At 37.8% G+C, this 15,106-nt stretch carries 13 protein-coding genes; 11 read left to right on the top strand and 2 right to left on the bottom strand.

Going from position 1 to position 15,106, the window contains the following annotated elements; translation table 11 throughout:
- Nucleotides 1–18 precede the first annotated feature (18 nt).
- Nucleotides 19–333 carry a hypothetical protein gene (locus A2J09_RS13365; RefSeq protein ID WP_008176726.1) on the bottom strand — a complete coding sequence of 105 codons (315 nt, stop codon included), beginning with the start codon at nt 331–333 and terminating at the stop codon, nt 19–21.
- Nucleotides 334–497: 164 nt separating this feature from the next.
- On the opposite strand from A2J09_RS13365, the gene A2J09_RS13360 reads away from it, so the two are divergent.
- The 9 genes from A2J09_RS13360 to A2J09_RS13320 all read left to right on the top strand — a co-directional run bounded on the left by A2J09_RS13360 (nt 498) and on the right by A2J09_RS13320 (nt 10,448).
- A complete protein-coding gene (locus tag A2J09_RS13360) occupies nt 498–1,574 on the top strand; it encodes a M42 family metallopeptidase (protein ID WP_012295703.1) in 1,077 nt (358 codons plus the stop codon).
- Nucleotides 1,575–1,633: 59 nt separating this feature from the next.
- Complete coding sequence (locus tag A2J09_RS13355; protein ID WP_012295702.1) at nt 1,634–2,155, top strand: DUF84 family protein; 522 nt, start codon at nt 1,634–1,636, stop codon at nt 2,153–2,155.
- Between the two features lie 100 nt (nt 2,156–2,255).
- Nucleotides 2,256–2,774 (top strand): hypothetical protein, encoded by a 519-nt coding sequence (locus tag A2J09_RS13350; protein ID WP_036162320.1) that lies wholly within the window; start codon nt 2,256–2,258, stop codon nt 2,772–2,774.
- A gap of 72 nt (nt 2,775–2,846) precedes the next feature.
- The gene (locus A2J09_RS13345) at nt 2,847–3,671 is read left to right on the top strand and encodes a DUF1444 domain-containing protein (RefSeq protein ID WP_012295699.1); all 825 of its coding nucleotides are present in this window, start codon (nt 2,847–2,849) and stop codon (nt 3,669–3,671) included.
- Nucleotides 3,668–4,282: a YtpR family tRNA-binding protein gene (gene ytpR, locus A2J09_RS13340; protein WP_012295698.1), complete on the top strand. Its 615-nt coding sequence runs from the start codon at nt 3,668–3,670 to the stop codon at nt 4,280–4,282. The genes A2J09_RS13345 and ytpR overlap by 4 nt, the downstream gene beginning before the upstream one ends.
- Before the next feature lie 261 nt (nt 4,283–4,543).
- The gene (locus A2J09_RS13335; protein WP_036162318.1) at nt 4,544–7,672 is read left to right on the top strand and encodes a DNA translocase FtsK; all 3,129 of its coding nucleotides are present in this window, start codon (nt 4,544–4,546) and stop codon (nt 7,670–7,672) included.
- 227 nt (nt 7,673–7,899) lie between these two features.
- Complete coding sequence (gene murC / locus A2J09_RS13330; protein WP_012295696.1) at nt 7,900–9,213, top strand: UDP-N-acetylmuramate--L-alanine ligase; 1,314 nt, start codon at nt 7,900–7,902, stop codon at nt 9,211–9,213.
- A 108-nt stretch (nt 9,214–9,321) separates the two neighbouring features.
- Complete coding sequence (locus A2J09_RS13325; RefSeq protein ID WP_031418589.1) at nt 9,322–9,819, top strand: DUF948 domain-containing protein; 498 nt, start codon at nt 9,322–9,324, stop codon at nt 9,817–9,819.
- Nucleotides 9,820–9,956: 137 nt separating this feature from the next.
- Nucleotides 9,957–10,448: a YtxH domain-containing protein gene (locus tag A2J09_RS13320; RefSeq protein WP_012295694.1), complete on the top strand. Its 492-nt coding sequence runs from the start codon at nt 9,957–9,959 to the stop codon at nt 10,446–10,448.
- A gap of 52 nt (nt 10,449–10,500) precedes the next feature.
- Here A2J09_RS13320 and A2J09_RS13315 read toward each other — a convergent pair whose 3' ends face one another.
- Nucleotides 10,501–12,654 carry a pilus assembly protein PilM gene (locus A2J09_RS13315; RefSeq protein ID WP_012295693.1) on the bottom strand — a complete coding sequence of 718 codons (2,154 nt, stop codon included), beginning with the start codon at nt 12,652–12,654 and terminating at the stop codon, nt 10,501–10,503.
- 174 nt (nt 12,655–12,828) lie between these two features.
- On the opposite strand from A2J09_RS13315, the gene A2J09_RS13310 reads away from it, so the two are divergent.
- A complete protein-coding gene (locus A2J09_RS13310) occupies nt 12,829–13,914 on the top strand; it encodes a bifunctional 3-deoxy-7-phosphoheptulonate synthase/chorismate mutase (protein ID WP_012295692.1) in 1,086 nt (361 codons plus the stop codon).
- A 174-nt stretch (nt 13,915–14,088) separates the two neighbouring features.
- Nucleotides 14,089–15,093 carry a catabolite control protein A gene (gene ccpA, locus A2J09_RS13305; protein ID WP_012295691.1) on the top strand — a complete coding sequence of 335 codons (1,005 nt, stop codon included), beginning with the start codon at nt 14,089–14,091 and terminating at the stop codon, nt 15,091–15,093.
- Nucleotides 15,094–15,106: the final 13 nt, after the last annotated feature.

The raw sequence follows: 15,106 nt of genomic DNA, 5'->3' as shown, positions 1-15,106 counted from the left end.
TTTGCTTCTTTTTTAGCGCTAAACCTCTGTTAATTCAACTACAACGCCTGAGCGTGCATCAGCGGCAAATTCAAATGTTTGCATGTCACCTTCATGCATACGTGAGATTCCTCCACGATAGACAGGAATAGTAATGATACCATTTGTATAATCTTCTGTTTTCATAAAAATCCAGGAACCATCAATCGGTGCATCCTTTTTAAATTCTTTTTTTATGTTTTCAAGTACTTGTCCTGCAGGTACGAACGGAGAAACTTTTTCACTAGCTTCTTTAATAATGACTGCGGCAGCTAAGCCAGTTGCAACACCAATTAAAAAATCACGTAATTTCATACATCTTCCTCCTTTTTCTGTACCTATATTTTAGCATAGCCTATAGAGTGAATGCACGTTCACACGATAACAGTTTTAGGAAATGTATCAATATTTCGAATTCGGAAATAAATATGTTACAATAGGCGAGGAAGAATATTCTACTTCGTGGGGAGAGAGTCAACATGAATGAGGAAACATTGCAATTATTTAAAACATTAACAGAGTTACCAGGTGCTCCTGGTAATGAGCACGCTGTTCGCGCGTTCATGCGATCTGAGTTGGAAAAGTATTCAGATGAAATCGTTCAAGACAATTTAGGGGGGATTTTTGGGGTAAAGCATAGTGAAGTTGCGGATGCTCCAAAAATTTTAGTTGCAGGTCATATGGATGAAGTAGCATTTATGGTTACTTCTATTACTGATAACGGCATGATCCGCTTCCAGACGTTAGGTGGCTGGTGGAGCCAGGTTATGCTTGCACAACGTGTAGAAGTCTATACGAAAAATGGAGCTATCCCTGGTGTGATTGCATCTATTCCACCGCATTTATTAACGGATGCAGAGCGCTCTAAGCCCATGGATATAAAAAATATGTTAATCGATATTGGCGCTGACAACAAGGAAGATGCGGTAGCAATGGGGGTTCGTCCAGGACAATCCATTATTCCTGTTTGTCCATTTACACCTATGGCCAATCCGAAAAAAATTATGGCCAAAGCTTGGGATAACCGTTATGGCTGTGGTTTAGCAATTGAATTAATGAAAGAAGTCAAAAATGATAAGCTCGGATCTCATTTATATTCAGGCGCAAATGTAATGGAAGAGGTTGGTTTACGTGGTGCTCAAGTGTCAGCAAACATGATTAAACCAGATTTATTCTTTGCATTAGATGCATCACCTGCAAATGATACTTCAGGTAAAAAAGATCAATTTGGACAGCTTGGTAAAGGAACATTACTTCGTATTCTAGACCGTACAATGGTGACACATCGTGGAATGAGAGAGTTTATTTTAGATACGGCCGAGTCCAACCATATTCCATACCAATACTTTGTATCACAGGGTGGAACTGACGCTGGGCGAGTACATACAGCGAACGATGGTGTACCAAGTGCAGTAATTGGTGTTTGCTCACGTTATATTCACACATCTGCGTCTATCATTCACATTGATGATTATGCAGCTGCTAAAGCATTAATTGTTGAATTAGTGAAAAAAGCAGATCGTTCGACTTTAGAGTCTATTCGCGCTAATGTATAAGTAGTTGGAAAGATGCCTGTAAAAGGCATCTTTTTCTATGGAAAGAAAGTAGGGGTTTGATGAAAATAGCAATTGGAACAACTAATAAAGCGAAAACTGAAGCAGTTGAAGCTATTGCTCAAAATTATTTTGTGGATACAATCTTTACATATGTGAAAGCTGCTTCAGAAGTGTCAGATCAACCTATGTCGAATGAGGAAACGAGATTAGGTGCCATCAACCGCGCCAAAAATGCCATGCTAAAAACAGATGCATCATTATCCTTTGGCTTGGAAGGCGGTGTCACTGAAATCGAAGGCGAGATGTATGTATGTAATTGGGGTGCATTAACAGTCTCTGATGGGACAACGTTTACAGCGGCAGGTGCACAAATTATTTTACCAAAAGAAATTGCCCAGGAAATTAGAGCTGGTGGAGAGCTTGGCCCACTCATGGAGCAATATACACAGCGCAGAGATATTCGACAGGGGGCTGGAGCAGTAGGGATTTTCACTCAAGGTTTAGTCAGTCGACAAATGATGTTTGAGCATATTGTATCACTATTGGTTGGTCAATATTTGTTCACATTTCCCGAAAAATAGTTAAATGGAATTAGTGGTGCGTATGCGGAGAGGTTGCATCTTCCTAATAATTTTTTTAAAATAGAAAAAAGTTAGTAGTGAAAGAGAAAGGAAGAGAGACATGTCATATAAATGGCTAAAAGCTATTGGCCTGACGCTGTTACTTCTGATGCTTTCTGGCTGCAATCAATCGATCGATGAGCAAATTGCCAACGGGCTTCAATTCACAGAAACGGTTTTTGCAGAAGAGCCTGAAGAACATACCGAGGAAATTGGAGATATTAATTTTTACCTACCTTCAAATTTTAAAGTTGAAGATAGTTCAGATGCTTACAATATTGTTATTTCAAAAGGAAAAGAAAGCTATATCCTTTTCATTAACGATAGAGAGGCACCAAATAGTAAACTTTATTATCAACTTTTAAAAGAAAATGAAGCTAATAAAATCATTCAGGAAACCACTTATGATAAGGATGGTCGTTTTGGCTTTACAGCGGTACTAAAAACAGATGATGAGAATGAAATGGAGCTCATTGTGAGTAGTGGTGGCGTGAAAATGACCACGATTTCTCAGGCAAAGCATATAGAAGATAATTTACGAGAGATGACGAAAATAGTTCATTCGGTTAAGATAAAGTAAATAAACAAGATTGAACAAAACGGTTCACAAACATGTGAACCGTTTCATTTTGAAGACAGGATGTGAGAAAGAATGAAGCAATTGAAATCAGAGCAACTTGTAGAGCTTTTAAAAAAACGATTAAACGCAGAGAAATACGATTTTCATTTCGATAAAAAGCACGAAAAATTAAGATTGAATCATAAAACGATTGAAAAAGGTATGGAGCTTTCACTACCTGGGATTTTAGCAAAATACAATGATAAACAAGAGGCAGCTATTGATGAAGTTGTGTATACGATTACACAAACTTTTAATGCGATGGAACAAGAAAAAGAACAGGGTTTTCAAATGACTACACAAATTTATCCTGTTATACGTGCCACATCATATCCTCAAGCATCGAAAGAGGGCCATGCATTTATTACAACAGATCATACAGCGGAAACACGCATCTTTTATGCGCTTGATTTAGGCAAAACCTATCGTTTTATCGATGAATCTATGCTAGAAGCTTTACAATTAAGTGTAGAGCAAATTCGTGAAATGGCACGTTTTTCAGTAAAACAATTACCTACTTCCTATAAAAAGGATGAGGTCGCCGATAATATCTTTTATTTTGTTAATATGAATGATGGCTATGATGCCAGTCGAATTTTAAATGAGAGCTTTCTAAAAGATATGCGGACTCAGATAGAGGGGGATATGACATTGTCTGTGCCTCATCAAGATGTGCTGATTATAGGTGATATTCGGAATGAAACAGGGTATGATGTATTAGCGCAGATGACTATGCATTTCTTTGCAGTCGGTACAGTACCGATCACGTCGTTATCTTTTATTTATGAAGATGGGGAATTAGAACCGATCTTTATCTTAGCAAAAAACAGAGTGAAAAAGGAGCAAGAAAAACAATGAATGTATTTTACAACAAAGAGCATGTAGGAGATGTATTACTAGTTCAACTAGCAACGGAGTCTATCGTGAACACAGCAGTAGAACGTGCTGGGGATATTGCTATATTAAAAGAAGCTCAAACTGGTGAAATTAAAGCATTTAATTTATTTAACGCGAGCCAATATATACAAACAGATGCAAAAGGATTAGTTGAGGTAACACCAGTGTTAGTTGAACAATTAGCTGCAGCAATCGAAAAGAACGGTGCTAGCATTAGCCTAGATGTTGACTTTTCTCCGAAGTTTGTCATAGGTTTTGTAGAAACGAAAGAAAAGCATCCAAATGCTGATAAATTAAGTATCTGTTCTGTAAACGTTGGAGATGAAACTTTACAAATTGTTTGTGGCGCACCAAATGTAGAGGCGGGACAAAAGGTGGTTGTTGCAAAAATTGGTGCGGTCATGCCTTCAGGAATGCTTATAAAAGAAGGGAATTTAAGAGGCGTGGATTCATTTGGCATGCTTTGTTCAGCACGTGAGCTAGCAATTCCGAATGCTCCTTCTGAAAAAGGAATCTTAGTTTTGCCTGAGGATGCTATCGTTGGTAGTGCATTTGAATCATCAGGTAAATAATAAATACATCTTTTGATAATAAAGTTATTAAAAGTTTAGTTTTTTATCATGATATTATCCAATGGGTCAAGGTGAAAATCCCTAAATCGTTATGTTACTAATATGCTAGTAACATAACGATTTTTTTGTGTAGAATGAGCCTCTAAATGCAAGTTTCGCGATCGTTTTTATGGTATGCTTTTGATATAGACATTGAGCTATTGATTTGAAGAAAATTAGACAATGCTATAAATGAAGTGTAAGAGAAATGAGTGAAATGAAGTGAATTGGTTTAAAAAACAAATAAATAAAATTTTAAATAAAGATGAATATGAGTACGAGTATGAAGAATTTTATGAGGACTACGAAGAGGAACAAACAGAACAGCTACATATGCAGCAAGAACAACCCATGACTAAGCAAAAAACTTTCCGTTTCCCATTGATTGACGATGATGAGGAAGGCGTCGTGTCACAAACGCGCCAAAAAGAAATGTTTGATCAGGTAGAAAATGATGATTATTATGGGCAAATTGAGGATTTATCTTTACCCAAGCATTTAAATCAACATATCGTTGATTCAAGTGTTTACGATGTAGATGTTACAGGGATTCGAGATTTGTTAGCGAATCGTTCAAAACGCACTGGTAGAAAATCAACAATGAAAAGTCAACCAGTCCAACACGAACATCGTTCAAGAGCGAGTTTAGTTTTTCGAGATGCACAAGATCGAGAAGAGTCAATCATACCTCAGACTACATCTGTACCAAAAGATAAACTCGAGTGGAAAGAACAAAAAGTTCAAAAAGTAGATAGCGATTTTCTTGAAAATCGTAAACGCTTTATCCCAACGGACGTACCTTCACCCGTCTATGGGTTTGCGAAACCAAGTCCTATTAATGAATTATTGGATAAAAGAAAAGAAGAACATGAGTCACAAGAAACAACTAGGATGACCTCTGATTTATTGACAATTCATCAGCCATTAAAAGAAGCGACAACAAATGAGGCTAATGAAAATATACTAGAAGAAAAAGAGCCGCCTAGTACAGCTCATCGTGTTGAATTCGAACATGAAATCCATGAACCGATTGTTGAACCTATTACATTTGATGATGATGTATTGGATGAAGAAAAGGATGTACCAGACAGTGCGCTCACGGATATAGTGGTACCACAAACCACACCTTTTGCCATGGCATTTGAAGATCAAGTGAAGGAAGCTGCTAAGCAAGATCAAACCATACAACAGCTTTCAGCAGATCAGTCTGAGATTCATGTTAAAGAATTGATTGTGGAACAAGTCCAAATTGAAAATTCTACCATTCATATTGGAGAGGTAACGGTTGTACAGCCTCCGAGTAATGAAGAGGACCATCCGGTGAAGCTTGATGAACAATCATCATCAGATGCTATCCCAAAAGAAGAAAAAAGTCGCATTCCTTTCAATGTGCTAATGCTAAAAACAGATAAAGAAAAATGGCGAATTCAACAGCAAATGAAAGTGGTCCAACCTATTCGTGTGGAAAGTAATCCGGAAGCGGTAGAAGATGTGCTGATTGATGGGGCGGAAGCTAAAGAAGAGGAACACTCGCCTTCTGAGAGCATAGATTCAAATGCTATACAGCTAGTTGAACCACAGCTGGAGGAAGAAAGTGATTCACAATCTGCTTTTTGTAGTCAAGAAGATGTTGAATGCCATCGACACGAAGAAAACAGAGATTTTAACACAGAAACTAAATCAGAAAGTCCGGTAGCGGTTATTACGATGGCTCCTGTAACAACTTTGACTAGTGTATCCGAGAATGATGCAATAGAAATTGAAAGAATTAATGCTGATGAAGTTGCTGCAACAACAGAGCTAGAAGCAGAGGTCATTTCAGTTACTGAAGTTCTTCCTGAAATTGTAGAGGATTCTCCAGTTAAACCTGTGGAAAACCAACAACAGGTTTTAGAAGCAGAACAGGAGCTACCAGTTGAGGAAAAAACAAAACCTGTTCATGTTTATCAAAAGCCTACTGACGAATATTTAGAGCCACCAGAGGAAAAAACACAGGATACAGATTGGATGGAGCAGCAGGGTGATACATTGGTGGAAGCACTTTCTTATTTCCAGGTTTCTGCTCAAATTGAATCGATTATGCAGGGACCTGCAGTTACTCAATTTGAAATTACTGTGAGTCACGGTACGAAAGTAAGCAAGATTAGAAATTTAGCAGATGATTTAAAGCTTGCTTTAGCAGCAAAGGATATTCGTATTCAAGCACCGATCCCTGGGAAAAGTTCGATTGGTATTGAGATTCCAAACCGAGTATCAAGAGCTGTACGATTATCTGAAGTGACGAATAGCGCATCCTTCCTTGAATCAAATTCGCCGTTAGAGGCAGCTTTAGGTCTTGATCTAACAGGTAAGCCTGTTACACTAGATTTACGAAAAATGCCCCACGGTTTAATTGCTGGTGCGACAGGCTCGGGTAAATCCGTTTGTATTAATTCTATTTTGGTTAGTTTATTATATAAAGCTGCACCACATGAACTAAAACTAATGTTGATCGATCCTAAAATGGTAGAACTGGCGCCATTTAACCATATCCCACACTTAGTAAGCCCTGTAATCACAGATGTGAAGGCTGCAACAGCAGCACTTAAATGGGCTGTAGAGGAGATGGAACGTCGATATCAACTGTTTGCGCATGCAGGTGCAAGGGATATTACGCGTTATAATGCAATTGCAGATAAAAATAATGAACATAGCCTGAAATTGCCATATATTTTAATTGTTATTGACGAGTTGGCCGATTTAATGATGATGTCTCCAGCAGATGTAGAGGAGGCAATTTGCCGTATTGCTCAAAAGGCACGTGCATGTGGAATTCATTTAATTGTTGCAACACAAAGACCATCTGTAGACGTTATTACAGGATTAATTAAATCCAATATTCCTACACGTATTGCCTTTGCAGTATCTTCACAAATTGATTCTCGTACAATTTTGGATGGGCAGGGAGCAGAAAGGTTACTTGGACGAGGCGATATGCTATATTTAGGTAACGGTATGTCTGCACCAGTACGTCTCCAGGGAACATTTGTTACAGATGATGAAATTGAAGCAATTATCGAGCATGTTCGTGAACAAGGAGAGCCTGATTATATTTTTGATCAAGAGGAACTATTGAAGAAAACAGAGGTATCCGCAGAACAGGATGATTTATTTGAAGATGTTTGTCGTTTTGTTTTTGAACAGGGGGGAGCTTCTACGTCATTGATTCAAAGAAAATATCATATTGGCTATAATCGTGCTGCTCGTTTAATTGATATGTTGGAATCACATGGCTTTATCTCAGAGGCAAGAGGTAGTAAGCCGCGTGAAAGTTTCATTACAGAAGAAGATTTAATTACTATGTTTGAATAAGAATTGCCTTGTTTTCGTCTACATTAACTAATTTACGTCGAAATTAGTTTTTTTAGAAAAGTTACACATCTATCCTTATGCATAAAAAGTGCTATAATAGACAAGATGTGTTGAATAGTACGTATTTTTTAATACTTGTGAAGGTATTAATACCTAATCAACCTTGAAATAATACGATACACCTAAGATGATAGATGGGATATTGAAATTCCCGGGGGGTTTAATTAATGACAGTTTTTCATTTCACAGGCATTAAAGGTTCTGGCATGAGTCCACTTGCACAAATCTTATTTGATGCTGGTGAACAAGTACAGGGCTCAGATGTCGATAAATATTTCTTCACGGAGCAGCCGTTACGTGAACGAAATATTCCAATTTTTACATTTAATGCAGATAATATTAAAGAAGGCATGACTGTAATTGCAGGTAATGCTTTTCCTGATGACCATCCAGAATTAATTCGTGCACGAGAAATCGGAGTAGAGATTATTCGTTACCATAAATTTTTAGGAGAATATATCGGTAACTATATATCCATTGCCATAACAGGTGCCCACGGTAAAACTTCAACTACAGGTTTAATGGCACATGTGGTAGGTGGTTACAAACCAACTTCTTATTTAATCGGTGATGGTACTGGTGCTGGTCATGCAAATGCTGACTTCTTTGTGATGGAGGCATGTGAATACCGACGCCATTTCTTAGCATATAATCCTGACTATGCGGTAATGACAAATATTGATTTTGATCACCCAGACTACTTTGCAAATATAGAGGATGTCTATTCTGCTTTTCAATCATTAGCTTTACAAGTAAAAAAAGCTATTATTGCATGTGGTGATGATGAACAACTTCAGCGTATCCAAGCAAAAGTACCAGTTGTTTATTATGGATTTGGTTCAGAGAATGATTTCGAAGCTCGTAATGTTGAAAAAACGACAGAAGGTACAAAATTTGATGTTTTCGTTCGCAATGAATTTTATAGCACTTTCTTTATTCCATTATTTGGGGATCATGCGATTTTAAATACATTAGCGGTCATTACTCTATGTGAATATGAAGGAATTTCACCTGACATTATTCAAGATCGTTTGCACACATATAAAGGTGTAAAAAGACGTTTTACCGAAACAGATATAGGGGATAATGTATTAATAGATGACTATGCCCATCATCCAACGGAAATTCGTGCTACCATTCAATCAGCGCGACAAAAGTTCCCAGATCGTGAGCTAGTTGCTATATTCCAACCACATACATTTACACGTACACAAGCTTTTTTACAAGATTTCGCAGATAGTCTAAGCCTTGCAGATACAGCCTATTTATGTGATATTTTTGGCTCTGCAAGAGAAACGCAAGGCGCACTTTCTATTCAAGATTTGGCGTCATTAATCGAGGGCAGTGCAGTGATTACCACTGAAGGAATTGATATACTAACAAAACATCAAGGTGCAGTATTCTTATTTATGGGTGCTGGAGATGTTCATAAATTCCAAGATGCTTTTGAAGCCGTGCTTAAAAACGATGAAACAGCTTAGTCCGTAGGGGTTAAGCTGTTTTTTTAAAATTTGAGCAGGAATTCCGTTTTTTTTGTCGAAGATAGGGAAAGTAATAGTAAAGAGAATTTACTAGCAGGAGGTCAACTTATGGAAGTGATTTTGTATATTGCAGCCATTATCGCTGCAATCGGGTTTTTAATTTTATGTGTGAGTGTAGGAATGACATTATTCTCGCTCAAGTCCATCTTAAGCAGTTTATCTGGGACATTATCAGGTATTGAAGGACAAATGGAAGGGGTCACACGTGAAACGACTTCTTTATTAACCAAAACAAATAGCTTAGCAGAGGATATTCAACATAAATCTGAACAGTTAAATTCAGTGGTTCAAGCTGTTAAAGGTATTGGTGATTCTGTCAATGGTTTAAATAATTCTGTACAGCAAATTACTTCTTCTGTTTCGAAAAGCGTAGAACAAAATGAAGAAAAAATTGCGCAAGTAGTACAGTGGAGCAATGTTGCAATGGGTATTGCTGATAAATGGAAAAAGCGCAAAATCATAGAGCAAGAATCTGTATCTGAGGATGTGTATGGCTTTGAAACGGTACAAGTAGAAAAGCCAAAAAGAAAATGGGGTCGTAAATAGTGAAAATTATTCAGTAAGTATTTGATACTGTCTGAATAAAAATAAAGTCTTGGACATAAATTGAACATGCCTCTGTAAAAAGTAGATGGACAACCTGTCCAGACAAAATTGATAATATGATGGGGAGGAATTGTTGCATGACAACACAAAAGCCAAATTTTAATGAAGTAAAGGAAAAACAGCTTGAAAGTTCATTGCCTCAGCTTTATCATCCGCAAGACTCGATTTATGAAGAGGAGCGTGTAAACATGAAAGATTTTGTGATTGGCGCATTAGTAGGTGGAATTGTAGGTGCTGCAGCAGGTCTACTATTAGCTCCAAAATCAGGAAAAGATTTACGTAGTGATGTGGCTGTACAAGCTGTTCATTTAAAAGATAAGAGTGCAGACTTCTCGACAACTGCAAAAGATAAAACAGTACAACTTTCTAAACAAATTCAAGAACAATCTACACAATTAGTGGAGAAAGTAAAAACTTTAAAAACGGCAAAGGCCCCTGCTGTTTTTGACGATGGTACGGTTTCCTTTGAGGGCGAGGAACCACTAGAGGATTTTATTCCTAACGAGGAAGTCAAAGCAGAAGAGAAAAAAGACGAAACAAAAGAGTCAAATGAAGAAGTACGTGCATAATGCATAACGAAAAGGGATACGTTACATGATCGTCGTGTAACGTATCCCTTTTTTAAACGATAGGGGTTTCGGCTAATAGTATTTCAAGTCGATCGCCACCGAAAATTTCCGTATCAAAACTTGCAGGCTGACCGTTTCTTAAAATGGTGAAGTTTCCTTTGAATGTGCTTGGGAGCTGCCAATTAGAAAAGCGAAATACATCTTGATAGATCCAAGGACTACGATCTTTTTCTGTAAAAATTACAGTGGCTCCATTCGGTACAGTTGAAAGAGGAGATACAATCATTTGATTGACCAGTGCTTCATGTACTGTTTTGGAAAGCTCCACTACTTCATTTTGGAAATGAATGATCATTTTATCTTCCAGCAAAAGATTCATTTGGTCCGCAATTCGCTGAACAGTTGGCAATGATTGCTGCTGAAAGTTAATCACATCGCCATCCTGCACTGCATAGCTCAATTTTGCCGTTTTTCCATTTATCATTAATGGAGAAGAAAACTCAGGTAAAAATAATGGCTGTCCATCGACATGAATGGTATAAGACTCAAATTGCTTTAATAAATCCCAATTATTTGTAACTTTGAAAATTTCCTCAATGGTTTCCGCTATATCAAAAACGACGCTATCACGATCATTTAAAACAGTATCAATGGATGCAGGAGAGTGATTGACTGTAATTTTCGGCTCAATTACATATTTTGTATTTTGGATAGTAATGGTCTTGATTGCAGCATTATCAATAAGATCTCTCACCGTTACTGTGGCTGGCTGTCCATCTTGTCCCTCCACTAGCTGAATGGCATCGCCTGTTTTAATCAATGTTTTCGTTGATGCCTGTTGTCCGTTTACTACTATTTCAGCCGGCTGCCCATGACCACCAGGAATGAATATATCTTGTCCATTGACACTAATAGATAAACCGTGGCCAGGTTTTCCATATAATTGTTTAGCACGGATATTGGCCGCTAAAAAAGCATCGGCAACTGTCATTTCTTTCAGCTCAAAAAGACGGACCACCTGATTATTGACAGTTAAACTCATATATTGGATGGGCATTTTTTTCGCTGCAATGGCAATACCGATTGGCGTAACTAACTCTGGTGATGCTTTAATATGCTCTTCCTTCGTCAGGTTTTGAATAGCATCAATGCCTCTAACAGCTATACGGTTTGCTGGTAAATCTAGGACTAGACCAAGTTCTGTTGTTAGGTTAGGTGTTAAGCTACCTCCTCCAACAAGCATAACAGCCTTTGGAGCCACTCGGTTATTGAGTCGTAAAATTTCTTCGCCAATGGACTTGGCAAGCTGCTTGACGGCAGGTTCAATGGCTAATAAAACTTCAGTCTTTGGGTAATACTGATCAAAACCAAGAATATCTTGAATCAATATTTCTTCTGCTGTTTGGAGCTGACGTTTTGCTATTTCGGCAACAGGGAAGTCTAGTAAATAATGGTCACTTAAAGCTTCTGTTATTTCATCGCCTGCTGTTGGAACCATACCATAGGCCACAACAGTACTTTTATCAGTAATGGCAATATCAGAAGTACCTGCGCCTATATCGACTAGAGCCACATTTAAGCGACGCATAGTTGAAGGAATAAGGACATTTATAGCTGCGATAGGTTCTAATGTCAAAGCTTCCATCTCTAAATCAGCTCGTTTTAAAGCGGCAATTAGTGATTCGACTACCACACGAGGTAGGAAAGTGGCAATGACTTCAATTTGTGCCTCATCCCCTTGTTGATCTAAGAGGCTGCCAATTTCTTCACCATCCAAGCGATAGTAGAGAACTGAGTAGCCTACGCAGTAATAGTGGCTTATTTTAGCATCTTCTTTATGTTGTAAAAGTTGTTGTTGGGCTTGTTGAACTGCTTGGAGCTCTAAGCGGCTTATATCTTCTTCTGTAAAAATAGGACGATTACGTATATTAATCGTTACGCTAGCTTGTTCAGTTTTCAAGGATCGGCCCGCTGCCGCAACACTTACTTTCGTAAGAGGACCATGTTTCTCTTCAAGTTCGTATTTAATTGTATTAATTAATTCTGCCACATACATGACATTATGTATTTGACCATCTACCATGGCACGTTCTTTATGCTCTTTCACTACTATATCTTCCACGTGAAAATGGTCATTTTCTTCTTGAAGAATAATCCCGACCACTGAGCGTGTACCAATATCAAGTGCAAATAATTTAGAACTCAATGTAATCGCTTCCTTTCGCGTTATATCTCAATTTCAATTTAGCGAGTTGAAGCGCTAAATTAAAAATGCGTGACATTCTGAACAACATTGATTATAATATTGCTATTATCTAAAAATGTAACATACATTTCAGAGTTCTGAAAGTGTCTGTCATGAGGAGAGGAGCAAGAAAGCATGAGCCAAAAAGATTTAGAAAGCTTACGTAGCCAAATCGACGAATTAAACTTAGAAATTCTTCGTCTTATTAACGAACGTGCAGCTGTAGTTGATGAAATCGGTAAAATTAAAGAAAAACAAGGTGTAAATCGCTATGATCCACTGCGTGAAAGACACATGCTTGATCTTATTAAAGAACACAACCAAGGTCCATTAAACCAAATGACGGTAGACTATATATTTAAACAAATCTTTAAAACAGCTTTAAAGCAGCTTGAAGCTGATAAAAAGAAAGAATTACTTGTATCTCGTAAGAAAAAATCCGAAGATACAGTTATTAATATCAATGGTGAGTTAATTGGTCAAGGGAAGCCATCTTTCGTATTTGGTCCTTGTGCTGTTGAATCTTATGAACAAGTAGCTGCAGTAGCGGCTTCTATTAAAGCAAAAGGTGAAAAGCTAATCCGTGGTGGTGCCTATAAGCCACGTACTTCTCCATACGACTTCCAAGGTCTTGGATTAGAGGGTTTAAAAATTTTAAAACGTGTGTCTGAGGAATATGGTTTAGGTGTGATTACAGAAATTGTGACACCAGGTCATTTAGAGGAAGCCTTAGATTATATTGATGTGATTCAAATCGGGGCACGAAATATGCAAAACTTTGAATTATTAAAAGCAGCAGGTGCAACTAATAAACCAGTCCTACTAAAACGAGGTTTAGCTGCAACAATTGATGAGTTCATCCATGCAGCAGAATACATTATGTCTAAAGGAAATGAAAATATTATCCTTTGTGAACGTGGTATTCGTACTTATGAAAAAGCAACTCGTAATACGTTAGATATTTCTGCTGTACCAGTGTTAAAACAAGAAACGCATTTGCCAGTATTCGTAGATGTAACACACTCAACAGGTCGTCGTGATTTATTGTTACCATGTGCCAAAGCAGCCATTGCAATCGGTGCTGATGGTGTCATGGCAGAAGTACATCCAGATCCATCTGTAGCACTTTCTGATTCACAACAACAAATGGACATCCCAACATTCGATGCATTCTATGAAACAATACAAAAATTCATGAAAAATCATGAAATTCATGCTTAATTGTTAACAGCACACACCGCTTGCTTACTTTAGCAGGCGGTGTTTGTTATATCGTGACAAAATAATGTCTAGAATAGGACTATTAGTACTTGGTTTTTACGTAGTTCTTCTTGAAAGTAATATGAAAATTATCGTATGATAAGGCTATAATAGGAAAAAAGGGAGGCACGTACGATGACTGTTACAATTTATGATGTTGCAAGAGAAGCAAATGTTTCTATGGCAACCGTCTCTCGTGTAGTCAATGGCAATCAAAACGTAAAACCAGCAACACGAAAAAAAGTACTAGAAGTAATTGAACGATTGGAATACCGTCCAAACGCAGTAGCGCGTGGATTAGCAAGTAAGAAAACAACAACAGTTGGCGTGATTATCCCAGATATTGCAAACAATGTTTATGCAGAGCTGGCTCGTGGTGTAGAGGATATAGCCACAATGTACCGTTATAATATTATTTTAGCCAACTCAGATCAACATGAAGATAAAGAGTTACAGTTACTTGATACTATGCTTGGGAAACAAGTAGATGGTATTGTGATGATGAGTGATGAAGTAACAGAAAAGATGCAACAAACAATGGATCATTCACCAGTCCCGATTGTACTAGCAGGCTCTGTAGATGAATCGCAAACAATAGCTACGGTCAATATAGACTATTTCCAAGCGGCTTATGAAGCGATATCTTTACTCATTCAAAATGGACATACGCGCATTGGCTTCGTAACAGGTCCACTTTCGTATACAATTAACGGAAAATTCAAGCTAGCAGCCTATAAGAAAGCATTACAGGATGCTGGCTTGCCAATAGATGAAGCATTAATTGCTGCTGAAGAATCAAGCTATGACATGGGCTTAGAAGCTTGGGAGATTTTATCAGTGCTTGAGCAGCCACCTACAGCCTATTTTGCGGGTAGTGATGAATTGGCAATTGGTTTAATTCATGGTGCACAAGATGCTGGTAAAAATGTTCCAGAGGATATCGAAGTAATTAGCTTTGAGAATTCTAAGCTAGCACGAATGGTTCGTCCACAACTAACAAGTGTTGCATTACCCCTGTACGACATTGGTGCTGTTGCTATGCGCTTACTTACTAAATTGATGAGTAAGGAGCCTGTCGAGGATGAGGCAGTGATTTTACCACATCGTATTGAACATCGACAATCTGTTAAAAGTAAATAATAAGTAGGAACAC

The organism is Lysinibacillus sphaericus, from assembly GCF_001629735.1.
In the GTDB taxonomy this organism is placed as follows: domain Bacteria; phylum Bacillota; class Bacilli; order Bacillales_A; family Planococcaceae; genus Lysinibacillus; species Lysinibacillus pinottii.
Note: the sequence above shows the minus strand (reverse complement) of the source record. Positions and strands in the feature narration are given on the sequence as shown.

What these genes read in the sequence shown, in the direction of transcription:
- A2J09_RS13350 (WP_036162320.1), top strand. Translation starts at nt 2,256, where the DNA reads ATGTCATATAAATGGCTAAAAGCTATTGGCCTGACGCTGTTACTTCTG.
- A2J09_RS13345 (WP_012295699.1), top strand. Translation starts at nt 2,847, where the DNA reads ATGAAGCAATTGAAATCAGAGCAACTTGTAGAGCTTTTAAAAAAACGA.
- ytpR (WP_012295698.1), top strand. Translation starts at nt 3,668, where the DNA reads ATGAATGTATTTTACAACAAAGAGCATGTAGGAGATGTATTACTAGTT.
- A2J09_RS13355 (WP_012295702.1), top strand. Translation starts at nt 1,634, where the DNA reads ATGAAAATAGCAATTGGAACAACTAATAAAGCGAAAACTGAAGCAGTT.
- A2J09_RS13325 (WP_031418589.1), top strand. Translation starts at nt 9,322, where the DNA reads ATGGAAGTGATTTTGTATATTGCAGCCATTATCGCTGCAATCGGGTTT.
- A2J09_RS13320 (WP_012295694.1), top strand. Translation starts at nt 9,957, where the DNA reads ATGACAACACAAAAGCCAAATTTTAATGAAGTAAAGGAAAAACAGCTT.
- A2J09_RS13360 (WP_012295703.1), top strand. Translation starts at nt 498, where the DNA reads ATGAATGAGGAAACATTGCAATTATTTAAAACATTAACAGAGTTACCA.
- murC (WP_012295696.1), top strand. Translation starts at nt 7,900, where the DNA reads ATGACAGTTTTTCATTTCACAGGCATTAAAGGTTCTGGCATGAGTCCA.
- A2J09_RS13365 (WP_008176726.1), bottom strand. Translation starts at nt 333, where the DNA reads ATGAAATTACGTGATTTTTTAATTGGTGTTGCAACTGGCTTAGCTGCC.
- ccpA (WP_012295691.1), top strand. Translation starts at nt 14,089, where the DNA reads ATGACTGTTACAATTTATGATGTTGCAAGAGAAGCAAATGTTTCTATG.
- A2J09_RS13310 (WP_012295692.1), top strand. Translation starts at nt 12,829, where the DNA reads ATGAGCCAAAAAGATTTAGAAAGCTTACGTAGCCAAATCGACGAATTA.